At 45.7% G+C, this 25281-nt stretch carries 15 protein-coding genes and 3 pseudogenes; 4 read left to right on the top strand and 14 right to left on the bottom strand.

Annotated elements, in window-relative coordinates:
- Positions 1–6: 6 nt before the first annotated feature.
- The 8 genes from AC6I8U_RS07075 to AC6I8U_RS07040 form a co-directional block, all read right to left on the bottom strand.
- A complete protein-coding gene (locus AC6I8U_RS07075; RefSeq protein WP_498018145.1) occupies positions 7–1416 on the bottom strand; it encodes a DUF3131 domain-containing protein in 1410 nt (469 codons plus the stop codon).
- 28 nt (positions 1417–1444) lie between these two features.
- Positions 1445–2761, bottom strand: coding sequence for a DUF3131 domain-containing protein (locus AC6I8U_RS07070; protein ID WP_498018144.1), 1317 nt, complete (start codon positions 2759–2761; stop codon positions 1445–1447).
- On the bottom strand, positions 2751–4610 hold the full coding sequence (locus AC6I8U_RS07065) for a glycosyltransferase family 2 protein (protein WP_498018143.1): 1860 nt from the start codon (positions 4608–4610) through the stop codon (positions 2751–2753). The genes AC6I8U_RS07070 and AC6I8U_RS07065 overlap by 11 nt, the downstream gene beginning before the upstream one ends.
- Positions 4611–4688: 78 nt before the next feature.
- Complete coding sequence (locus AC6I8U_RS07060) at positions 4689–6839, bottom strand: glycoside hydrolase family 2 protein (RefSeq protein ID WP_498018142.1); 2151 nt, start codon at positions 6837–6839, stop codon at positions 4689–4691.
- 10 nt (positions 6840–6849) lie between these two features.
- Positions 6850–7305, bottom strand: coding sequence for an ATP-binding protein (locus AC6I8U_RS07055; RefSeq protein WP_498018141.1), 456 nt, complete (start codon positions 7303–7305; stop codon positions 6850–6852).
- A 13-nt stretch (positions 7306–7318) separates the two neighbouring features.
- The gene (locus tag AC6I8U_RS07050; RefSeq protein WP_498018140.1) at positions 7319–8443 is read right to left on the bottom strand and encodes a nucleotidyltransferase family protein; all 1125 of its coding nucleotides are present in this window, start codon (positions 8441–8443) and stop codon (positions 7319–7321) included.
- Positions 8444–8469: 26 nt separating this feature from the next.
- Positions 8470–8802: an STAS domain-containing protein gene (locus AC6I8U_RS07045; protein ID WP_234495860.1), complete on the bottom strand. Its 333-nt coding sequence runs from the start codon at positions 8800–8802 to the stop codon at positions 8470–8472.
- Between the two features lie 9 nt (positions 8803–8811).
- Entirely contained in the window at positions 8812–9957 is a 1146-nt protein-coding gene (locus AC6I8U_RS07040; protein ID WP_498018139.1) for a SpoIIE family protein phosphatase, read from the bottom strand.
- A gap of 230 nt (positions 9958–10187) precedes the next feature.
- Here AC6I8U_RS07040 and AC6I8U_RS07035 point away from each other — a divergent pair, with 230 nt between their 5' ends.
- The 3 genes from AC6I8U_RS07035 (at position 10188) to AC6I8U_RS07025 (ending at position 18443) form a co-directional block, all read left to right on the top strand.
- Positions 10188–11171: a hypothetical protein gene (locus AC6I8U_RS07035; RefSeq protein ID WP_498018138.1), complete on the top strand. Its 984-nt coding sequence runs from the start codon at positions 10188–10190 to the stop codon at positions 11169–11171.
- A 242-nt stretch (positions 11172–11413) separates the two neighbouring features.
- A complete protein-coding gene (locus tag AC6I8U_RS07030) occupies positions 11414–15853 on the top strand; it encodes a beta strand repeat-containing protein (protein ID WP_498018137.1) in 4440 nt (1479 codons plus the stop codon).
- Positions 15854–16295: 442 nt separating this feature from the next.
- Positions 16296–18443 carry a bifunctional 2',3'-cyclic-nucleotide 2'-phosphodiesterase/3'-nucleotidase gene (locus tag AC6I8U_RS07025; RefSeq protein ID WP_498018136.1) on the top strand — a complete coding sequence of 716 codons (2148 nt, stop codon included), beginning with the start codon at positions 16296–16298 and terminating at the stop codon, positions 18441–18443.
- Positions 18444–18526: 83 nt separating this feature from the next.
- Here the strand turns inward: AC6I8U_RS07025 and AC6I8U_RS07020 are convergent.
- Positions 18527–19458 (bottom strand): annotated as a pseudogene (locus AC6I8U_RS07020) (IS1182 family transposase); the annotation flags it as partial.
- 60 nt (positions 19459–19518) lie between these two features.
- Between AC6I8U_RS07020 and AC6I8U_RS07015 the strand changes: the two are divergent.
- Positions 19519–20551 (top strand): annotated as a pseudogene (locus tag AC6I8U_RS07015) (IS630 family transposase).
- Positions 20552–20564: 13 nt separating this feature from the next.
- Here the strand turns inward: AC6I8U_RS07015 and AC6I8U_RS07010 are convergent.
- The 5 genes and pseudogenes from AC6I8U_RS07010 to AC6I8U_RS06990 form a co-directional block, all read right to left on the bottom strand.
- Positions 20565–21101: pseudogene (locus tag AC6I8U_RS07010) on the bottom strand (transposase); the annotation flags it as partial.
- A gap of 153 nt (positions 21102–21254) precedes the next feature.
- Positions 21255–21509: a hypothetical protein gene (locus AC6I8U_RS07005; RefSeq protein WP_498018135.1), complete on the bottom strand. Its 255-nt coding sequence runs from the start codon at positions 21507–21509 to the stop codon at positions 21255–21257.
- The gene (locus tag AC6I8U_RS07000) at positions 21510–22814 is read right to left on the bottom strand and encodes an HlyD family type I secretion periplasmic adaptor subunit (RefSeq protein WP_498018134.1); all 1305 of its coding nucleotides are present in this window, start codon (positions 22812–22814) and stop codon (positions 21510–21512) included.
- Between the two features lie 9 nt (positions 22815–22823).
- Positions 22824–24524, bottom strand: coding sequence for a type I secretion system permease/ATPase (locus AC6I8U_RS06995; RefSeq protein WP_498018133.1), 1701 nt, complete (start codon positions 24522–24524; stop codon positions 22824–22826).
- A 108-nt stretch (positions 24525–24632) separates the two neighbouring features.
- On the bottom strand, positions 24633–25268 hold the full coding sequence (locus tag AC6I8U_RS06990) for a hypothetical protein (protein ID WP_128650073.1): 636 nt from the start codon (positions 25266–25268) through the stop codon (positions 24633–24635).
- Between the last annotated feature and the right edge of the window lie 13 nt (positions 25269–25281).

The following is a 25281-nucleotide window of genomic DNA, read 5'->3' as shown; positions in this document are numbered from 1 at the left end:
CAGCTCCTACGCTTGGTCTTTTTTCTTTTTAAAGTTTTCGCGTGGTAGGCATTGTCCCTCGTAACCAAATGGTGTCTCCAACGCCTTTTCCCACAAGCTTGGTGCGACATCATCGTGATACCTGAGAAGTTTGCCTTGCTGCTTATACAGTAAAATTTCTAGAGTGATGCCGTTGTTATTCGAGGTAAATGTGTTGATCTTACCTGTCCCATTTTCAAAGATACCTTCATAGAAACCTTTTTCACGGTCATACAAATGAGAGATATGGTCGAATAGAAGGTCTGTATATTCTGTATCCCACAGCACCCACATACCGATTGCACCCTTAACGGCAACGGCAGAGAACTGCGGAAGATATTCACCATTTTCTGAGATGGTGTTCCAAGCAAAGCCGTCAGTGTAGATTGTGTCATATACGAAGTATGGTGGCCCTGCTAACTGGTGCTCTGTTCGCGCAGTAATGATACCCGTTTGTTTGTAGCGCTCTTCCTGAACGCGATAGATTTGCAGAGCAAACTCAGCCATCCACTCGTTTGAGTATTTATAGTCATGCCCAGTTTTATCTTCTGTTAAGTCCCAACCCAGCTCGATTCCATCAAGAACGTAACTTTCGGTTACTACGTAACTATGCGCCTTTAACTTGCGAGGGTCACGCGTATCGTAAGGGACATCATAGCCATATAAATTTATAGTTGCATATGGTTCAGGATCCGACGCTTGGCTAGTATCAAAGCCCCATAGTTGGAAACCTTTCGCCGCATATTCTTCGTAACCGAGGCGTCCTTCTTGCAAGTATTGGACTGGCTTATCTTTCTCTAGTAGAGCCCCAAACATGGTTCCATTCTCATCGACAACATTACAAAAGTTCCAACGCAGAACAGCCTGATCGATGCCTGTTGCATATTCAGGATAACGATGCTTGACTATGTAAAGCCAAATCAACAAACGGCCCAAGTCGAGCGCTGAATAGCCGATTTCTCCCGGTTGGTTACCATAGTCCACTTTTGCTGCTGACTGAGTATTATAAGCTTTGTTTGGCAACTCACCCTGGAAAAGATCGAGACGGTTTAGCGTACCGATAAATGCGATAAGCCTCTTGTCCATCTCTTCTTTTTCAATAATACCCAGCTCGTAAGCACTCGTCATACCAGCAAGGTATGAGGCTGCATCCCACCAAGTCACCGATGGATAATTGTTTACCGCGTTTACCAGCCCAGTAGATTCTTGGTAATTATTTTCAAAATACTTCCAAGCAATGCGTGCCATATCCATTTCTTTTTCCGTCAACTCGCCTTGACGAGGTTGCGGCACGCTCCAATGAGATTTTCGCTCTATGATGTCATCTGAAAACTGGTTGTATTTATTCCCGCAACCAGCCACTGCCAAAGCGACACATAAAGTTGTCAAATAGCGCATGTTCTTCTCCCTAAAACAGCTCGGTCTTTTACTCTGCACCTACTCGAAGCAGTGGTCCATTTTCTATATATGCTAGTGATTCCAACACAATTCCATTGGTGTTAGCCGTAATGGCGCGGTTTGGTCGGCCGTCGTCTTCGTATCGACCTGAATACCAGCCTTTAGTCTCAGAGAACAACGGTGATACTTCATTAATTAGCAAGTCGGTATAATCATTCTCATATAACGCATACCAACCAAACGCAGCCTTGGTCGAAAGGGTTTTCAAATGCGATTGGTCTTTGCCATCATCAGAGATAGCGTTCCACTCTTTACCGTCTGAGAACACAGTGTTGTAGACGAAGTAAGGCGCCTCATCGACGTTATCCTCACTCACTGCAGTCACAGTGCCAGTATCTTCATAACGCTTTTCTTGAGCACTAAATACCCGGTGAGCAAAAATACGAGACACACTGTCAGAACCAAACTCAATACCATCTAAGATATAAGACTCACTCACCACGTAGTTGTGTGCATGGAACTTCGCTGGATCACGCTTATCGGTTGGGATCTCGATACCGTAAATATCAATAAGCTCCAGATAATCAATGTACTTCATGGAGTTAAAGACATCTCGGCCCATCAAGAATAACGATTTGGACGCGTATTCCTCATAACCAATACGCCCTTCTTGAACCAGTTCAAATCCACCTTCTGAGTTAGGGCGAGATCCATAGAGGTAACCGTCAATCAACATTTCATTGATCTTCCAGTGATTAAGGATGTTGTTCACGTCAGCGTTAAACTCTGGGTACTGCCAAATAAGGATATTAAGAGGCACCAAAATTCGTCCGATATCGATGGCTGACCAACCGATACCTTCAGGTACTGGGTTGTTTTGATAATCCACCATAGCGAGCGTTTGTGTGTTGTAGGCTTTGTTTGGAAGCTTACCCTCGACTAACGGAATCCTTGCCAGTGAACGTAGCGCTTTTTGCATCCGAATTTTAAACGTTTCATCCGGAATCACATTGATCTTCTCTGCAGCAATCAGACCCATTAAGTATGAAGCTGTATCCCACATAGTTGTCGAAGGATAACCGTCTACTGAGTTCACTAACCCAGTATTTTCCTGATAGTTATTTTCAAAGTAGCGCCATGCCGTGTTGGCCCAAGTAAACTCCTCTTGAGACAATACACGCTTCTCTTTTAAGGGGATCTCTTCGTGTGCTTCAAAGGTAATATTGCCAAGCACACGTCCGTAGTCTCGCGTTTCGATACTGAAAGCAATAACAAGTGCGGTCAAAAGACCCAAAATGAATACCACATGGTGTCGAGCTGACAACAACGCATCTTTAAACTTCATATTTCAAATCCTCCGTACCTGTCACTTCTTGTTTTAATTGCTCTTCTTTTGGAGGTTCCCAGAATGCAGCAGCAATCATTCCCCACATAGCTAACATATTGTTTAGAATCCAAAACGTGTTAAACACCAATCCCCCACCTGAGTATTCACCCCAGTTTCCTGTGTAATAACCTGTCCATGCGTAAAAAATGGAGAATAAGCTAAGTACAAACACCGTAATCTGAGGCCAAACCAATTTGGCAAAATTACCTGTTTGCCGCTCTTTCGGAGTGGTCGGGAAGCTAATTCTTTGCCCGCGCAAAACCGTCCACAGCGCCTTGAGGTTAACGGGGAAGAAAGACAAGAAGTTGGTTTTGCCCTTGTAACCCGCGACTCCCCATGTACCCACCATCATCGCCAGTTCCGCAGTGAGAATGTAAGGAAGGAAATGTAAATAGAACGTCACATCGTAGGCGCTAACCGGCGCGATAGCCGTAAGGAAATAGATAATTGGGCACGCTAAGAAAATGATATTCCAAACCGCTGAAAGGTTAGACCAAAAACTTGCGCCGTACATAAGCTTTTGCTTGAGCTTCAGGCCTTTTCGGAAGATCGGATTGTCATTCATAAAAATATCAATCGAGCCGCCTGAATACTTAAATCTCTGAACCGTCCACGTTTGCAAATCTTGCGGCGATAGCATTTTACTTTCGACTTTAGGGTGCATCACTGAACGCCAGTTTCGCTCCGAATCAGAGTGCAGAACGATCGACGTGTAAAGGTCTTCTGATACGTGGAATTTATAAGGGGTAAATTCAGTGTCAAACAGGATCTCATTTCTTAAGTTGTCGGAAATGGACTGATCCACCGTTTTTTCTTTGGTGAGTTTACGAATCTGCTTCTCTACGTCTTGCTGCTCTTTGGTGATTTGCTCCGCATAGGCTCGAAGCGCGGCTTCCATTACCGCTTCTCGTCTATGAATAGAACCAGCACCACAACAAAACGAAGCATTCACCCAGTTTCGTCTGCGCTGAATCACATCGTAGAACATCTGCGGATCATTCACGAAGGGGTCCTGACCAAAGGTAACGGGCCCGTAGAACTTTTCTATACCCTTGCCGAGTCTTGCTGCGGTATTACCAAACTTTCTTTTCAGCCAATCAGGTAACCTCACGCCCTCCGGAAGATCAAAGAACCATTGAGGTGTTTGAACCCATGCCACATTAGGGTCACGAAAGTAACCCAATGTATTTTCTAGAATCGATGGGAATGGTCGGGTATCAGCATCACAGATAACAACGAAGTCACCGTATGTCTGCTCCATTGCATTTCGGAGGTTCCCCGCTTTGAAGCCAACATTACCCTCACGAGTGATATAACCAACACCCATCTCTTCGGCTAATGCCTTCATTGAATCACGCTTACCGTCATCGAGTATGAATATCTTCATATCGATCTCGTGTGGATACGTTATCTTCTGGGCATCTTCAATACTGAGCCGAACCAGCTCTGGTTCTTCGTCGTAACTAGGAAAGAATACATCCACCGACAAAGGCCTATCTTCATCGGTTTGTTTAACACACTGATTGATATTCGAAGGTGGCTCGCGTCGCGGTTCATCCTTGGTTTTCCAAAGGTTGATTGTGAATAGAATTGAGCCTATGAAGGCGCATGACTCGGCAAATGCAAGCGGCAGCGAGAACCACAACGCATCCATATTGAGCGCATACGTCCATCGCCACCATAAGTACCAGATACCTAAAGTTAGGTTACAAGTTGCCAGATACTGATAAAGCAACTCTCGCGGTATGCTATGCGGCACTGGTTCGGGTGGCACTCTGTGCTCATACTTCTGAAAATAATTATCCATTTACCCAACTTCCCTATCGAAAGGCGTTTTATTCACATGTAAATGACTAGCAGTAATAAAGCCTGCCTTGCTAGCCCACTAGTAATCACCCTCTTGATAGTGATTACTAGAAATAATCTTTCCGGATTCATCAAGCAACTCTATGATGAATTTTTCGCCAAGTAGTTTTTTCTCTATACCGCCAACAAACGATACGTTATTAGCCGCTACTTTTACGCCGGCTTTACGCCAACATGCAGACGAAACTTTTGCTTCATCTGCACATTTCACGGCAACCGTCACATTTTGCAGTTCATCTCTTGAGTCATTGATTACACTGACATTTATAAGCTTAGACGAAGAATCTGGATTTACACTCACAACACCCAAAATTGGCTGAAATGACTCTTGAAGTGCGAAGTATGCCGGCTTTGGCTGGCGGGAATCATCTAATACAGACCAAGTTATTGATGGCCAGCTATCGACAAACATAAATTGGTATATAACCGCGATACCGTTATTCTTCTTCAGCCTTAACTGCTCCGCCGCGTATTTATTAACCGTTCTTTGGTATTGCTGGGTATTATCAATATACTCACTAAGAGATTCACCTAAGTCCACTTTGGCGAGATTCTGAGTTTCATGGTGTTGATAGTTTCTGTAATCGAGTGCTGCTAATTGCTTTTCGCTTGGTGGCCACTGAGTATCACCACTCAATATCTCTTTACTAAGGGCAAAGTCAGGGAAAGCCTGCGCACCAAATTCGCTGATAATGGGTGGCCCTTGAATATTTCTATAATCTTTATAGTGCCCTGAATACCAGCCAAACCAAGGGTGTTCGTATGTATAAGAAGCCTCTCTTACAACGCGACCATCATCTGCTTCCTTCAAAGCCTCAAACACCGTCTTCGTGAGTAGCTGGTTGTGAGTTTTATCGTAGGATGGATACTTATACTTCATCCACGTCGCATCCCAAGGTGGCTCATTGTGTCCACTCCAAAAAGCGATAGATGGGTGATTAAAGAGCTGACTCGTCATTTCTTTAGCCTGCTTTCCTGCTTCTGCGGCCGTCGAGACTGAGTTTTCGTATCCCCATTGCAAAGGAAAATCTTGCCAGACGATAAGTCCTAGTTGGTCTGCCATTTGGTAGAAAGACTTACCCGCGACGTGGGCGTGTACTCGTACGCTATTAATATTGGCGGCTTTCATCAGTTCAAGGTCTTGACGATAATCTTGCTCTGACACCTCACCAAGCCATTGACTAGCAATATAGTTGGTGCCACGTACAAAATACTTCTGATGGTTAACGTAGAACTGCTTCTCGCTTTCGGAATAACTAAAGCTACGGAATCCAACTTGTTGACTGGTTTGATGGGACAGATCTCCATCTTGTGTTTTCACTTCTATGGCGAGTTCGTAGAGCGTTGGTGTCCCCCAATCATAAGGCCACCATAAAGCTCTTTTCATTGTTGGAAGCGACCATTTAATATGGTTCACACCGGCTATCAAGTTTTTATTGATCGTGTAAGACTCTCTAACATCGCTAACATTATCCCCAGCAGGAGACAACGAAATGATAAGTGTCACATTCTCGTTTAGCATGCTATCTAGTTGGAGTTCAAGTTGTGCACCGGTTTGATCCCCTTTCATAACCTTCGGTAGAAAATGCACTTGTTTTATCGCCACTGACCCTGTGGATTCAATATACACGTTGCCCCAAATACCGCCCGAGTTGGCATCTTGACCTCGATCGGACCAAGCTCCCCCGGGACGTGTATCGTGGTGATTGAGCACCCCCTTAATCTCTCTTTTATTTAGTGACCAATCTTTCACTTTTGGGTCATCTTCACTGGTCACAACTACAGCTAATTGGTTATCGCCAGAAACTAGATGAGGGGTTACCTCAAAATCAAACGCGCCAAAGTATCCTGTATGTCCCCCCAGTGGAATATTGTTTAGAGCAACATCCGCTTGATAGTCGACGGCCTCGAAGTTTAGCCAATATCGTTTGTCAGGCTCTGAATTGACAGTAAAGGATTTTTGATAAAGTGCACTACCTGAATACTCGATCCCCTGAGAATACCAATTAGACGGGACTTCTATGGTTGTTTCAGTTTGAGTTTCAGAATCAAGAAGCTCAATATTCCAATCACCATTGAGTAAATGTCTTTCTGATAAATAGACAGGGTCAGGCTCACTTACACAAGCAGTGACAACTAGAAGGGTAAGCAAACATGCTAGAGTCCTCATAGCTCATCGCCTAAACGCTAGACTTACAAGATTTGATGAGTCGAAAGATATTTTTTTCCCCCTCGTGTTCTAGCTCAACGCTATCAACTAGGGCTGCTAAGATAATGAACCCTCTGCCAGAGGTCGTCCATGTATCAGGGTCATCGGCGTCGGGCTCAATAAAATCAGCTTCTAGCGCTGAAGCGAACTCATCTTGCGACATTCCTTCACCAAAATTGGCTATATCTACAATAATTTTGGCATTCTGACAGCGGCTTATTATTTCGATTGGTTTTCCTTCCGCCTCTTTGTAAGCATGCTCGTAAGCGTTGTTTACCAGTTCAACCACACACAGTTCTAACTCATCGATTGTAGTACCTTGAATATTCCAGCCCGACCAAAAGCGTTTAAGATCATCTGCAACATTGCGAGACGTAGCTAATGAACTCATATAAGTGTTTGAGAATGTGTGGCTATCCATAGTCATAAAATCACATTCCTCACATTTTATTAATCGCATCAGATAAACGGTTGAGCACGGGATACGGTTTCAAATTTGTCCATGTTTCGGAGGTTCCGGAATTGCCGTCATGGCCGATACTATAGTCACCAAAAATGGTTTGCTCCGAGACCTCGACGTCTTTAAGAATCTTGGTGTAATCAAAAATAAGAGAGTTTGTAACGGTTGCACCCGACTCAACGTGGCAGTTAGCACCAATAAGCGCTGGACCAACAATAGTTGCACCAGCTTCTATGTGACAGCCGCTGCCAATAACAACAGGTGGAACAATCGTGCAGTTATTCAAATCGATGCTGGTATTGATACCAAGCCATACACCCGCTTTGATCTGTGTTCCGGGAACTCGATAGCCGGGTACTTTACCGCTCAATACATCTTTGGTGACTCCCCAAATATCCTTAATGTTGCCAACGTCAAGCCATTGGAAGTTCATTTCCACCGCATAAAACGGTACATGCTGTTCAACTAGCTTAGGAAAAAGCTCACTACCAATATCGAACTCTTGATCGGCTGGGATATAGTCAAAGATTGCGGGTTCAAAGATATAAATACCGGTGTTCGCCTGATTAGACAGCGCTTCTTCTTTTGAAGGTTTTTCTTGGAAACTGCGAACTATGCCCTTATCGCCGGTAACAACAACACCGTATTTTTCGACTTCATCATCCAATACTTGTTTAGTGATAATGGTCGCTATACCGCCATTTTTTTTGTGCTTACGCACCGCTTCTTTTAGGTCGAGGTCAATCCACGCATCTCCGCAGACAACGACAAAAGTCTCATCAAAGAATCCGGAAAACTCTTGTATCTTTTTCATACCCCCGGCAGAGCCAAGCGCTTGACTTTCAAACTTACCATCTCGAAGCTCTCCTTCACAGGAGTACGACAACTGGACATCAAAATGGTGACCATCACCAAAGTAGCCCTCGATCACTTCTGACAAGTGGCTAGTATTAATAACAATTTTAGTAATGTTATGCTGGGCGAACAGCTCTATCATGGACTCCATTACCGGTTTTCCCAGTATCGGAATCATGGGTTTGGGTATTTGCTGAGTAATTGGTCGAACTCGCGTTCCCTTACCTGCAGCCAAGATCATTCCTTTCATCGCTGTCCTCCCTAGCCTTTATCTTGTTATGCGGAAGCGGTCATCGCATCTTCAACGGTATCGAATGTTTTTACCAATCGGTCCATTCGAGTCAGTTTAAGCAACTCTCGAACGGGTTGGCGTGCGCCTACAATCGCTATCTGGCGATCACGTAGCAGTTTGTAAACCGCCATTACTGCTCCCAAACCACTACTATCCATAAAAGTTACCGACGATAAGTCGAGAAGCAGATTAGGTTTAATATCTACTTGAATATCCTCGATCGATTGGCGGAACATCGGAGCCAGTTTCGCATCAAATCTCGCCTCTTGAACTTCAACGACGGTAAACAGGTCGTTGTTCTTTACTTCATACTTCATATCGCCTTCCTATTGGTTCGGTGTCCATTTGCAGACCAACATACTGATATCGTCTTCAAATTCATCATTATGCTGCCACTTCCTGACTGCTGAAACGACAGCGTCTGGTTTATCTTTTAGCTCAAGATCTGTACTGTTGTCGATCAACAGCTTTAATCCTTCTTCTGTATAAAATTCGTCACCATATCTCGCTTCAGTGATTCCATCGGTGTAAAGCCATATTTCGTCGTTTGGGCCTAGTGTGATTGAGTCTTGCTTGTAGTCAGCGAAGTCAAACATCCCCACAACGAAGTTTTCATCCCCCAAAAATTGCGTTGATTGGCTCTCATGCTGAAACCAGATAACTGGTGGGTGACCTGCAACGCAATAGTTCATCTCACCGCTCTTACGATTCAAAACGGCATAGACCATAGTGAAATAGAGCGTATTCGAATCATCTTGGCTATAAATCTCATTGAGCTTTGTCACTACTTCGTCAGCGGCACGAATCTCTCGGCCATTTGGGGTATCTTTAAAGACTACGGAGTTTGCTCCATTGACTACAGACAAGGTTTGCTGGACCGAAAACGACAGCAAAGCAGACGAAACCCCATGACCGGATACATCCAATAAATAGAAGCCTAGATGCTCTTCGTCGAGTTCAAAGTAACCGAGAATATCTCCCCCAATTTGAGCGCTGGGTATCGAGGTATAATCGAGTGCGACCTTGTCGAATACTTTTTTGGTAGGCAGCAACTGCCTTATAAAGTCTCCCGCGTAGTCTAAGTCTTGGCGCATCGTCGCGTAGGCCGAGTCTAGCGCCAGATTCTTCATAAGTAGCTCATTGTGAAGCCGGAGGTTTCTAAAGCCCGCCCTGATCCTTGCATCTAGCTCATCAATCGGCGTATTTTTAGCAACAAAGTCGTCAGCTCCTGCGTCGATGCCACAAACAATGGAGTCTTTGTCGTCTTGAGAGGAAAGAAGTACAAAAAAGATATAGCGGTTGTAATCGTGAGACTTGAGCGCTTTACACAACTCCACACCATCCATTTCAGGCATGACCCAGTCACTCAAAACAAACTGAATATTTTCGCTTTGTTGCAAGACCTCTAAGGCCTCGTAGCCATGTTCAGCTACCGTTACCTTGTAACCGCGCTTTTTCAACAGCGAACTCATGAGAATACGCGTCGTCTTATTGTCTTCGACAAGGAGTATTTCTCTGCTTTCGTTTTGTGAGTTAGGTCTCGGCTGTGTCATTTTTGAGAAAACGTCTCAGTTTTGGAGCAACTATTTACTAGAATAGAAAGTGTCGGAGAAAAAACAAATTTTTATTGGTTTTCTTCACCTTAGCGACGTTCTATATTTAAACCAGATACTCAGAGGTGAATGCAAGGATGCACAACTCTATGAAAGTAAGCCTTAATATTCCGTTGTTGTTGGTGCTACTTTCATCGTCAACGATAGCGGACGAATACCTTTCAAAAACAAGACAACATGCTCCGCAGCCTATCTCACCCAATATCACTGCTGGTAACGGACAAAGTATCCCTGCTGAGGAAGAGAGTGAGCTTGATTTAATATGGCGAGGTGTTGAGAGTTCATTTGACTTACCTTTTGGGGAGCTAAAGGAACGTGAAGGTTTGTCAGGGTTAAGTGGTAACTTTTCTTTAAACTTGCCTTTAATTCAGACACCAGATGCAAACTTACCCTCCGGCGCCATTAACGGCCCGTCTAATGTCAACTACACGGCGAACCTTTCTCTTAAATATGTGTTGTTAGGGAACTGGTTTGCGTCGGGCACCCTCTATTACTACTTTGACAAAGAGCAACAGCAGGCATGGAACCCCGACTTTACCTATGTCTTCGGTTACAGCGATTGGCGTCCATACACATTCAGTCTTATCTACTCTAATTATGGTGGGAACCGATTTAGCCCAGAACCGGACAGCTCAAGAACTCAGTTTGATGAAGGTACAGTCTCTCTCGGTTGGAAATTCCCCGTCACAGGCAAACTACTCGAATGGACCAGAATGACGGACGATGGGAGCATTGGCTGTCAAGTTGACTACAACTGGACGCCTTCTTATTTTGACTTGGAATCTAGTAGTTATAAAGCACACCACAGAACGGCATCGTTAGGTTGTAAATACGCAATATTTGGCAATTGGTACATAAATGCGACCGCATTTTACTATTTTGACAAATCCCAACAACAACCTTGGAACCCCGACTACACCTACGGTTTCGGTTATTTTGATTGGCGGCCGGGTACAATTACTTTGCAATATAACAACTACTCTGGAAATCGATGGAACCCCAGCGAAGCTGGTGAAAACACGGGCCGTTTTCTGGATGGTTCTATAATGATTGCCTACTCATTTGCATTTTAATCAAAATGACTCACATCGTTATCTCAGATCTATTCTCAAATTAAGAAAACAGTTCAGATAAATAACACCATCGCCCTCTGGTAACAAGAAAGTTCCGCGTATTCAATACGTTAATAACAGTATCTCCAGTTGGCACGCATTCTGCTCTTATCTATGCAACTCGGTTTTGTTGAAAAGTTGTCAAAACCTCCTAAATCACTAACTAACGCTGCTAGCAAAAACATGGCTTAAGAGAGGACACCATGGAAGGAACTAAACACGACGACCTAATTACAGGCACAGAGCAAGCTGATAACGTAAATGCGAAATCCGGTAACGATGAAATCCATACTCAACAAGGCGATGATTTCGTTGCTGGTGGTGAAGGTTCTGACCACATTCAAGCAGGAGAAGGTGCCGATGTTGTCTTAGGTGATGTCGAATACAACAACGAGAACAACGCACAGCAATCAAACAGCGGGTCTGGTGATGATAACTGGGGTACAAGCACTTCAGTTTACACATACTCCGGCGGTGAAGCTGGCGCTGACACCAATGTTGATGCTCACGGTGTTCGATTGGGCAACTACATTATCGACCAAACCGGCAACCTAACCGCGAATTTCAATGTTGAAGGCAGCTACGACAAAGTGATTGTCACCATTAAAGACGAGTCAGGCGCTGTCGTTCACACTCAAGAAGCTATCGTCGACGAAAACGGTGATATCTCTGTAGACTTTGAGTTCACGGAAGAGCAAGTCTCCGGTGACGCTCCCCTATTTTTCTCACTGGAAGACACCAGCGGTGCACCTGTATCTGACATTAACACTGTCGATATTCAAGTGCACAACATCTTCAATGACCAAATCTACGGTGGTGCTGGTGACGATATCCTAAAAGGCCAGCAAGGCGATGACACGATTTTCGGCGGTACTGGCAATGACTTCCTAGATGGTGACATCAACGACGACCGCCTGTTCGGTGAAGAAGGTGATGACGTTCTAGTGGGTGGTAACGGAAACGACTTCCTTTCTGGTGGCGAAGGTAATGATACGCTACTGGGTAGTGATGGGGACGACACGCTCAAAGGTGATGCAGGTAATGATACCCTTCTTGGTGAACTCGGCGATGATGTTATCTACGGCGGTGAAGGCAACGATGTTGTCATAGGTGATGACGGCACAGATACCCTTTATGGCGACGCTGGCGACGACAAAGTGTTCGGTGGTAAAGGCGATGACTACTTAGAAGGCGGTGAAGGTGCAGATGAGCTACAAGGTGAAGAAGGCGCGGATACCATTTCTGGTGGTGCTGGTGCTGACTTTGCGATGGGCGGTGCCGGGGACGACACCATCTATGGTGGTGATGACAACGACCTTCTTCTTGGTGGCGATGGCAACGACGTCATGCAAGGCGACGCGGGTGACGACGTTCTTGTTGGTGAGTACGGTAACGACCAACTTGCTGGCGGCGAAGGCAACGACGTTCTGATTGGCGACGCTGGTGACGATGTCCTTTTAGGTGGTGCTGGTAACGACGAACTATACGGCGGCGAAGGTGTTGACACTATGGTCGGTGGCGAAGGCGACGACGTTATCCACTCAAACCAAGGTGCAGACATTATCGATACAGGCGCAGGTAATGACCAAGTCTACGCTGGTGAAGGTGATGATGTTATTACCACTGGTCAAGGCGATGACCTAGTGTTCGGTCAAAGCGGTAACAATGTCATCGATTCTGGTGAAGGTATTGACACTATCTACACGGAGGCGGGTGACGACGTTATCAACTCTGGCTCTGATAACGACACTATCTTTGCCGGAGGCGGTCAAAACCAAATAGATACTGGAACAGGTGATGACACCGTTTACGCAGATGGTGGGGATGATGTCATTAACGCTGGGCAAGGCAACGACACCATTTATGCAGGTGATGGTAATAACCAAATTGACGGTGGCGAAGGAAACGACAAGCTGTACGCAGGTGCTGGCAACGACAATATCATTGCAGGTACTGGAGATGACGAAGTGTTTGCCGGCGGTGGTAACGACACCATCGAGGCGGGATTAGGTAATGATGCTATCTTCGCAGGCTCTGGGAACGATACGGTTCTGGGACAGGAAGGCAACAACAAACTGTTCGGTGAAGACGGTGACGATACCTTAGTTGCTGGTCTAAATGGAAGTGAGCTTTTCGGCGGTTCGGGTGATGACACCTTAACGGGTTCAGATGAAAGCGACGTCCTTGCTGGCGGAGCGGACAACGACACGCTCATTTCAGGCAAAGGCGACGACACGGTATTTGCAGGTTCAGGCACAGACACAGTGGAGACAGGCGAAGGTAATGACACTGTATTTGGTGAGGCTGGTGATAACACCATCAATACAGGTTTAGGTAATGACGCCGTCTATGGTGGTATCGGTACAGACACAGTGAACACTGGCGAGGGCAACGATGCAGTATTTGCAGACAAAGGCGATGATGTTGTCAAAGCGGGTGTCGGTGATGACCATATCGATGGTGGTGACGGAAATGATGAACTATACGGCGAAGACGGTAACGATGCCATCTTTGGCGGCGCAGGCAACGACGTACTAGTCGGTGGTGAGGGTTACGACTTCCTAGCAGGTGGTGCCGGCGATGACACCATAACCGATGATGGTCAAGATACCCTACTTGGCGAAGCTGGTAACGACACACTGACTGCAGCCTCAACCGGTTCACACAACATCTTTGGTGGTTCTGGCAATGACACCCTCATCGGTAGCGATGCCTCTGACACCCTATACGGCGGCGAAGATGATGACACGATCACCGGTGGCGCAGGAGACGATACTTTATTCGCAGGCGACGGCAAAGACACTGTCAATGCAGGTACAGGCAACGATACTGTTTACGGCGAAGCGGGTAATAACACCATCGACCTTGGCGAAGGCGACGACACCCTATTTGGTGGTTCGGGTAGCGACAATGCCATCGGTGGTCTTGGTAAGGATAATCTATCAGGTGGTGGCGGTGCCGATATTCTATCTGGTGGCGCAGGTGAAGACACGCTAGATGGCGGCGATGGCAATGACCAACTGTTCGGCGGCGACGAAACCGACGTACTGCTGGGTGGTGCAGGCAAAGATACCCTAGATGGCGGCGCTGGTGATGACTTTGTTTATGCTGGTGCAGGTGACGATACCCTAATCGGTGGCGAGGGTGTTGACCAACTCTTTGGTGAATCGGGTAACAACGCGATTGACGGTGGCGCGGGTGATGACATCTTGTTTGGCGGTACAGGAAACGACTCAATTGTCGGTGGTGAAGGCGCTGATTATATCAAGACTGGTGAAGGTAACGATACCGTGTCCGGCGGTCTAGGTAATGATGAAATCATCGCTGAGGCTGGCAACAATACGATCTCTGGTGATGAAGGCGATGACACAATCACTGCCCTTTCTGGTAACAACACAATAGATGGTGGTGAAGGTGCAGACGTCATCGAGTCAGGCGCAGGTCACGATACTATTCGCGGTGGCCTTGGCAACGATACTATTGCTGCTTCTGGTGGTAACAACGCTCTATACGGTGATGAAGGTAACGACACTATTACATCAGGTGCTGGTGACGACCAACTATTCGGTGGAGAAGGTAACGATGCCCTATCCTCTGGCGACGGACACGACAAACTATATGGTGGCGATGGCAACGATACACTGAACGCTGGCGCGGGTCATGACATCCTTGAAGGCAACGACGGTGATGACAAGCTGTATGGTTATGGCGACAACGATACACTTGACGGTGGCACAGGTAATGACCAACTGTTTGGTGGCGACGGCGACGACCAACTAACCGGTGGCGTCGGCAACGATAAGCTGAAAGGTGATGCTGGTGTTGACCAATTGTTTGGCGGTGAAGGTGACGACCGACTTGAAGGTGGTTCTGGTAACGACACGCTATTTGGTCAAGACGGTAACGACACCATGTACGGTCAGTCAGGCGATGACCAAATGTACGGTGAGCTGGGTGACGATAAGATGTACGGTGGCTCAGGTGCTGACAACCTTTCTGGTAAAGAAGGTGACGATACTCTAGAAGGTGGTAGCAGCAATGACTTCGTTGACGGTGGTGTAGGCAACGACACGCTTCGAGGCGGGTCTGGCAATGACTTAGTCTTTGGTCAAGAAGGTAATGACTCTCTTGACGGCGGTTCGGGTCTTGACCAACTGTTTGCAGGTAGCGGCGATGACACCTTAATCTTTGATAGCGAGGAGCTGACTTCGGGAGATGCTAACTCAGTCTACTTTAGTGGTGGCGAAGGCTTCGACGTACTAGTAGTGGGAAATGACGGCGACGGACAAACCATCGACATGTCCAAAACGGCATTCCAAGAGATTGAAGGCGTGAAAGTAAACTCTACTGATACTGATATCTCTATTTCACTAGATAAGATTGTGGTAAATGACACAGCGGGCGATGCAAACGGCCAGTTTGTATGTACAGGCGCTAATTCCATTGACCTTACAGGTTGGGGATGGGAGCTTAAGAGTACTGTTGCTGAAATGGACCAAGGTCTTAAAGATGCCTACGAAGCTCAAAACCTTGATACCTCAAATCTATATGGTTACAAACTTGAAAGTTCAGACGGTAAAGAAGTTACTATCTGGAGTGATCTGGACCAAGACAGCATCAACTTCCCGTCTGATATTGCTTAATTCCTTTCCTTGTATACTTGACTGTTTGCCCTCCAATTGGAGGGCTTTTTTTGGCATTTAGCTAAATAAGCGAGAGCGTTAGTGATCAATACAAGCGTTAAAATTGAAAATGCTTTGTTAATACCACATAAAACCTTTCTCGATGAACTTGGGGGACTTAAATATTTAAGTGACTCAGATCACATTATCATAATATTAAATAACAATTACTACATTGAAAAATGTGACATTGCACCAATTACTATGTTGCAATAACCGGTTAGACGTTATCAACTTATCGCCACGCAAAGGTTTGCGCCTCTTTTGCTAACCTTCTAGAAACATAAGCACTATTTATAAAGACTGCGCAACACTCACCCTCACTTTATATTTAAAAACCCAGCCAATAGACTACTCCCGCGAAAACCTCAATACATACAACTACAAAACAAAGAGAAACAAGATGAAAAAGTTGCCACAAAAGGCAATAGCAGCAGCTAGTATTGCTATGGTTCTGGCTGGCTGTAATAGCAGTGATAACAGTCCAGTAGACGTCGTATCCATGGAATTGCGACTACTTGAAACAACCGACATTCACGCGAATGTCATGCCGTACAGCTACAACGACGACACAGGCCAAAATCTGCCAAAGTGGGGGTTAGCTCGCACGGCAGTTGTCATTGAAAATGCTCGATCAGAGGTTGATAACCACTTATTGATTGACAACGGTGATCTGATTCAAGGCAGTCCTATGGGTGACTACATTGCAAGTCTTGATGTGGAATACTTAGAGACAGCTCGTCACCCAGTGTTCAAGGCGATGAACTACCTAAATTACGATGCCGGTAATGTCGGAAATCACGAGTTCAACTACGGTCTCAAGTTCCTAGATGATGCTATTAAGGGAGCTAACTTCCCATATGTTGGTTCAAATGTTTGGAAAACCAAGCAAGGTCACGACATCAATACTATCGCGGACGAGAACTGTGAAGTTTATCTACCTCGCGACGAAGACGATAAGCCTATCTTTGACCAAATCGATACCTTATACGACCCGTATGTGATCTTAGAACGAGACTTCCTTGCGAATAATGGTGAGTACTACACGCTAAATGTTGGCGTGATCGGCTTTACTCCACCAGACATCATGGCGTGGGATGCAAATCATCTCGAATGCTGGGTAGTCGTATCTGACATTATTGAAACTGCAGAGCATTTCGTGCCAAAGATGAAGCAGGAAGGCGCCGATATCATTATCGCCGTTCCTCACTCCGGCTTGGATAAAGAATCATCATTGCATGCTGAGAATGCCACCTACCAGTTAGCAAAAGTAGACGGTATCGACGCGATTATGTTCGGTCATGACCATAAATTTTTCCCGAACTACGATGGTGCTTATGAGGATTTTGAAGGCATTGATGCAGAAGCCGGTCTAATTCACGGTGTACCAGCAACCATGCCTGGAGCAAGGGGTGAAGCATTAGGCGTTATTGACTTAAGCCTTACTTCGTTTGATGGCGGCCAAACTTGGGGCGTCGCTGATACGGCAGTTGAACTTCGCCCACTCGTTGAGCGTGAATCTGATCCAGTAATCGAAGCACTGGTTGCGGAAGAACACCGTGGTACGATCGAATACATGGGTATTGAGATTGCTGAAACGGATCAGTACATCAATAGTTTCTTTACACAAGTGATTCCTGACCTTTCAGTTCAAATAGTAAACCAAGCTCAGTTGCATGCGTTAGAGCAATGGATTGAGTCAGACCCAGATGCATTTGAAGGATATGAAGGTGGCGACATCGTACTTTCTCTCTCTGCACCATTTAAGTCTGGCCGTAATGGGCATGACGATTACACCAATATCAACACTGGTAAACTAACAAACGGCAGCATTGCAGACCTTTATGTGTTTGATAACAACACTCCGGCTGCACTAAAAATGACCGGCAAAGCAGTTAAAGAGTGGATCGAATGGGATGCATCTAACCAATACCGCACACTTCCACTGGCTGAAGGCGAAAGCTTCCTAAACTCAGGCTATATGGGTTTTGACTTCGATGTTTTCTTTGGTGGTTTCGATGATGAAGGCAACAGTCTGCTTCAGTACACAATAGATGTTACGGTTGAACCGCGTTATCCAAACGGTCAATACGAACCAGTGGAAGAGAACCATCGCTTGGTAGAGATTCTTTATGATGGCAAGCCACTAGAAGACGACGCAGTTGTTTATGCAATGACCAACTCGTACCGTGCATCAGAAGGTCAACGTGAAGACAACCCGCTTCCTGGTGTTCGCGACTCTGAAATCGTAAAAGCGGATGCCGCTTATTCGAACCGTGAATTGGTACAACAATACTTTGAGTACAGACTTGGACTTGACTCTCAAGAAGGGACGTTCTTGGATTTTGAGAACGCGGAAAACTTCCGTCTTCAGGCTCCTGGCCACACCATCCAATTCTCCTCTTCGAGTGATGACGAGTCCCATATCTGTGCCGATCAGATTGAAGGACTGCGCTTCACTGGACAGTTCAACGAAGTTGGTGAGAAGATCTTTGAGCTAAATTTCGACGCCTATGAAGGCGCAAGCTTCGATTGTAGAATCGGCCAATAGACCGAGAAAATAAGAGAACGTGAAGCCCTATGGCTTCACGTCAGATTGATGACGAACCCCACTTTTTAAAGTGGGGTTCTTTTTTATGAGCGACCGTAGGTCGCGATCGCGATATTTTTTGTCAAGTAACCTGTGGGGCGTTAGTGTTCTTAAGTTGGCGTACATAAGCGAGGATTTGCGGTATTTCACTTCGATTTAGGCCGAGTTTACGCAGATAGTTCACCACCAACGCTATCTTTTTGATGTTTTGAGCAGTTGCCGCCAACCAGCACTGCATCTGCACCTTGGCTAGGCCACGGAAGCGAGCATAACGATGACCGTGATGCTGTTTTGCATCGGCGAAGCTTCTTTCTACCGTTTCACTTCTACGCCTGTAGGTCTTCTTTCCATAAGCGGAGACTCGCATCACGTTCGCTCTATCCATGGCCTCCGTATAGATATGCCTTGTAACGACCTTCTTCATGTTTTTACTTTGAGTACATTCATCACGCATTGGGCAGAACACGCATTCTTTAGGGTCTGAGTGATACTCTCGATAAGCGTCGCGTGATGTTGTCTTGTAAATAAGTTCTTGTCCGTTAGGACAACGATAGCTGTCTTTTTCTTTGTTATAGATGAAGTGCTTCTTCTTGAAGGCATTCTTTGTTCGTGATGGTCGGCGATAGCCGAACACACCAAGTATCCCTCTGCGCTCAAGGGATTCTGCGACAGGGGCAGTGAAGTAACCGGCATCAAGGCCAACGGCGATAGGATTGAGATTAAACTGTTCAAGTGTGTAGTCGAGGCGGTGGATATAAGGTTGGGAGTCATTGATATTCCCCGCGGTCGCGTGGGTATCAACGATGATGCCATGCTGACCATCGACCGTGCGGTGGTCGAGATAGAAGAACCCTTGCGGCTTGTTGTCGCGGGTCATGAAGCCACTTTCTGGGTCAGTCGTACTGCTCTTCGTATTCTTGGTCTTCTGCTCAGAAGGTCGTTCTTTTAGCGGTTTCTTTCCTTCTTTTTCTCGGTCTATACCCGTGATCATTGAAGACGCTTGATTTTTCCTGAATAGAGGATCATGCTAGCAACTATGAAAATTACTCTGACCAATGAACAAAAGCAGGAACTAAAAATCCAGCACAGCACAACGCGTGACGGACGAGTTCGTGACCGTATAAAAGCGGTTATTCATGCGAGTAATGGTTGGTGCCCCGAAGAAATTGCAGACGCACTTCTTATTCATGAATCCACTGTTCGACAACATATCAAAGATTACCTAGAGTCGAACAAGCTCCAAGCCTGAAAATGGCGGTTCACAAAGCTATCTATCGGCTCGGCAAACCCAAGAGTTGGTTCAGCATCTAACTGAAAATACATACCACCATTCGTCCGAGATTATTGCGTACGTGTTTGAAAGGTTTCAGATTCACTATAGTGTTCCTGGCATGAACAAATGGCTTCATCACAATGGTTTCAGCTACAAGCAGCCGAAAGGCGTTCCACATAAGTTCGATGAGGAAAAACAGCAAGCGTTCATAGAGGCTTATGAAGCACTGAAAGCAAGCTGTGGCGAGGATGAATCGATAGTGTTTATCGATGCCGTTCACCCCACACTGTCAACCAAACTCTCCCATGGTTGGATACGTACAGGTCAAAGTAAAGTTCTGGACACAACAGGTAATCGTAGCCGATTGAACATTGTTGGTGCTCTGAACCTATCAGATATTGGAGCGACCATTGTTAGCGAATACGACAGCATTAACAGTGAAAACATGGTTCGATTTTTCTGCAAACTCAGAGAGAGCTACCCGCTAAATCACAAGCTCCATGTCATCTTAGATGGAGCTGGATATCACCGCAGTGATTTAGTCAGAGATGCGGCATTTGTCCTTAATATTGAACTGCATTATCTCCCACCTTACAGCCCGAATCTTAACCCAATAGAGCGGCTTTGGAAGGTTATGAACGAGAAGTCAAGGAATAACGTTTACTTCAAAAGTAAACGGGATTTCAAGGAAGCCATTACCCAATTCTTTACGGTGACTCTTCCAGAGATTGCAGGCTCGCTGACGTCTCGAATCAATGATAATTTTCAGGTGTTCAAGCCTGCATCTTCAAGTTGATTGGGTATAGTACCACGTCTTCATCTAACATGTCTAAATAGGCACTAGCTCGAACCGCCGTTTGTTTATTGGTGTACTTGTTTTTGTTCGCGTTTGCTTTGAGGTGAGTGCTGTCAGTAAAAAGCTCTTGTCCAGCGACTAAGCCTTTCGCCATGGCTTGTTGAACGATGTTAATAAAGATACGTTCGAAGACATCCGTACCATTAAAGCGACGGATACGGTTTTGGCTGAGTGTCGAAGCATGGATGACTTTTTCGGTGAGAGACATGCGTAGGAACCAACGATACGCGACATTCACTTCGATTTCTTTGACAAGTTGACGCTCACTTTTTACGCCGAAGATGTAGCCCAGTAGGATAATTTTAAATAAGCGGACAGGGTCTACAGGCGGTCGGCCATTGTCTTTGCAGTAGAGGTGGGCAACTTCGTCACGAATGAACTCAAAGTCGACAGCAGAATCAATTTTGCGTACAAGATGGTCTTTGGGAACCAGTTGTTCCATCGTCACCATTTCGAGTTCGTACTGTTGTGGAGAGGGTTCTTGGAGCATGTCAGAGTATCCATATTTCGATACTCCTATTAGATCAAAGGTCTAGCTCAATAGCTAGACCTTTGTCAGCAGTCTGACGTGAAGCCCTATGGCTTCACGTTTTTTTAAATTCGTCACCAATCTGAACATTTTTATGCTTAACACTATTTAGACCTAGTTTAAACAACCATAAACCTTCTCGTGGCAGACTTGGCAGTGGTACGAATGGCGGTGAGTCTTCTGTCCACAATGGGGACACGGTAGCATCCGTTTGTCCTTACTAAATAGCATGATTACAAATCCGATTGGGCCTAATACATAACCCAATAGCACACCCGCGATTAAGCGCCCTTTTAATGCTCCGACTATGCTGGTCGCCACTAAGAATGACGCATAGAACAAAAGCCAAAATAACGTTTCTGATTCCATCTACACTTCCCTCATCGCGCGATAATAACTGACGCTTAGCGGCGCAGTCAGGTAATCCCATAATGTACGCTCTTCGAGCACAATGAAGACTTCCGTTTGCATGCCTGGGTACAATTCAATGTGCTTAAGATTTTCAAGGCTCTCGCCATTTAGCTTGATTTGAACGGTATACCCGGCCGTTTTACCGTCACTCTCATCACCGAGTCTATCGGCTGCGATATAAGTCACCTCACCTTCCACAGGTGGCGTCTTGCGAATGTTGTAAGCCGTTAATCTAACCTTGGCATTCTGCCCGATTCTAACAACATCAATGTCCTGTGGTGGAACTAGAGCCTCTACAATAAGTTCATCGCTATCCGGAACAATTTGCATGATGACGTCGCCAGGATTCACCACCATACCAACACCCGTAATACCCAACCCAACTACGGTTCCGGCATGCTCAGCTCGAATTGTGACGCGAGAGCGTACGTCAGACGCTGCACGCAAAGCCTCACTGACATCTCGAGCCTCTTTTTGAATATCAGTAAGTTCAGCAGAATAGGTTTGCTTAAGCGCTAACTGCTCCGCTTTATGAGTTTGCTCAAGCGTTTTTAGTTGTCGCATTCCCACTTCGGTTTCTGCCGTGACCTCTGCCAGTTCGGCATCGATGCGAGCTAACGCCCTTTGAAGCTCTAACATCCTAGTTTTGGAGACATATCCTTTGTCCACTAACCCCTTGGTCATATCAATTTCTTGTTTAACCAAAGACAGCTGACGTTTTACTGCTCGCTGTTGAAAAGTGCCGCCTCGAATTTGCTCATCCAATAGTGATTTTTTCTGTAAATACTGACCTTCCGCTAGCTCATTCTTAAGCAGCGCTTGCTGAAACTGAACTTGTTCATTGCTAATGATGTTGGCAACCACTTGGTTTTTTTCAACAGTATCGGCCGTTGAATCCGGATCATCATAAGTCCAATCCACTGTCTGCTGCTCTTCCAGTAGTGCGCGTAGACGTCTAATTTGATAATCCAATGAAATCGATTTTAAGGTCAGTCGCTGAAAGTCTGCTTCCGCTCGCGAGTTGGATAACTCCACCAGCACATCCCCTTGCTCGACATGCTGTCCTTCCCTCACATAGATTTGCTTAACATACCCACCCTCTAAGTGCTGTACTTTTTTACGCTTTGACTCAACAACAACTACCCCACGCGCGATAGACGCCGAACTGAGCTCTACCGACGTACTCCACCATATAAAACCCACGGTTGTCACAAGAGTAAGAATGATGCCGTTGCGAATGACTTTTGACGTATCGAATACCATCACTACTCCCTAGCCTGCACTGCGTGTTTGCGGCTTGCTTGCCTTGTTCTCGTTGTCGACATCTGAACTTAAACCTAAAAACTGCTCGCTCTTGCCTGCTCTTTCCACCTTGCCGTCTTTCAGCAAAATGACCCAGTCCATCTGACGCATAAAGCCCGGACGGTGACTTATCATCACCACAGTAATGTCATTTTCTTTGCAATGCTGGAGCACGATAGCCAGCGCCACCTCACCTTCAGGATCGAGGTTTGAGTTTGGCTCGTCTAACACCAACACCTTAGGGTTCGAAAAAATAGCGCGAGCCAGTCCTATACGCTGCATTTGTCCGCCCGAGAGTTGGACGCCCCCTTCTCCGCAATATGTCTGATAACCATCAGGGAGAGAGATGATCAACTCATGGATACAGGCGAGTTTCGCGGCCGCGACTACATCTTCATCTTTGGCATCGCTAAAGCGGGCTATGTTATCCCTTACCGTTCCAGCCAAGAGACCTACATGCTGAGGTAGGTAGCCCACATGCTCGCCAAATTGAACCTCAGACCATTGGCTCACTGCTGCTCCGTCGACTTCTATCATGCCAACACTTGGTTGATAGATGCCCATGATGAGTTTCGCGAGTGTGGATTTTCCTGAGCCAGAGTTACCTAATATGGCGAGAGATTGTCCGCCACCAAGTTTAAAGCTGATGTTTTGTAGTATCGGTTCGTTGGCACTAGGAAGCTTAAGGCCCACGTTTTTGAAATGAATATGCCCTTTCGGTCGAGGAAGCCTGGTTTTTTCCACTGGCACTTTCAAACTCTGAGCTGAGTTCAATCGCTGCCATGCCTTGAAAGCAACATACCATGATTTCCATCCACCGACAGCTTGTTCAAAAGGTGAAAGTACTCGTCCCATAATGATTGAGGCAGCGATAATAGCGCCAGTGCCTAGCTGTTGGTTCAATACCAGATACACCCCAACAGATAGAACCGCAACTTGAAGAATGGTTCGAAAGTAGCGGCTAACGGCCAACACCTTACCCGCGCGAGAGTTGACCTCCCATTGATAGGCTAAGAGCTTCTCGCTTTTCTTTTCCCAAACTTTGCCGATGTTGTCTGACATGCCCATTGCATTGAGCGTCGGAGCGTTCCTTAGATAATCATTGAGCTCCATGTTGGTTCTGTTGGAATACAAGCTAGATTCTTCATTGGGCTTTCGAGATTGAAGCAACATGACAAATGCCAACATCACAAAGATGACACTGCCTATCAGCGCTACAGTCCCAATATAGGGATGGAGCATAAATAGTATGAGGAGAAAGAATGGCGTCCAGGGTATATCGAAGATGGCAGAAGTCGAAGGTGTCACTAGGAAGTTTCTGATCTCAGATAGATCATGCAGACCTTGCTTCTCAATTCTGTTGGTTTGTGAGGATTGAGCAATACTTCGAGCTAAAAGAATACCACTCAGTTTTGAATCTAATTTCAAGCCGGATTTCTGAAGCAACTCAGTACGAATATACTCAAGAGCAAACTGTGCAGTCACCAAGAACAGTACAATCGCGAGCAAAGCGAACATAGTCTCGAGACTGTAGCTTGATAAAACACGGTCAAAGAGTTGAAGACCATAGATGGGCAGAGAAAGAACCAGAAAATTGATTGCTAAACTAAACCAACCCGCAACCCACATTTCTCTTTTGGTCTCGTTAAAAGCCTCAGTGATGCGTTCCATGCAATACCTATAAACCCAGTCATAACGTTATAAAAGGAAGTATAGTAATCAAGTCGCACAATTCGAGTTTAATTTCGGCATTAAAACAAGATGTTAGAGCTCCATAGCTTATGCGAGCTGAAGCTCTTTACTGATCTCGTAGCCAGTAGCAAAACGGCGATTACTCTCTTTTAGTACCCAGTTGATTGGATTACGCACCCAAGGCTGTGGATCATTTTTTGGAAAGCTCTGTACCGTCCTTAATCCAACCACGTTTAAACCAGCTTGTTGGCAGGTTTCGATACAACGCTTCGCATGCCAAGATTGTGCGACGACAATGACATTGCGACCAACGGAATGCTCCAAAGCGACTCTCGCGACGTCCGCTGTTGTTTGGTAGTCATCATTTCGAATCACATTGATGTTTGTCACTTTATCTAATGCGTGTACCGCAACTTCTTGTTGTAAGTGTGCGTCTAGAAACGCATTGTTTTTCATGAGTGACACACTAACATCGGCAAGTTCTTTATTCACATCTTCACTATCGCCAAACGAAAAAGCGATAATCCCATGAGCTTTTAACGGGTCACCAAAATCGGTATGGGTGAGTTCATTTGAATGTAGGTAGTCTTCAAGGCGTGCTTTTTGGGTATCGTCGAGGCGATAATCAGCAACACTTTTATCTAAGAAGTGATGAAGTTTAAATGCAGAATCTCTGACAAGAATATTCTCTGAACGGGTGAGCGATTGAATGAAATTTCGCATAGGAGCACCTTAT

Source organism: Vibrio sp. KUL80 (genome assembly GCF_059725495.1).
The sequence above is the reverse complement of the archived record's forward strand: the minus strand, read 5'-3'. Positions and strand labels throughout refer to the sequence as shown.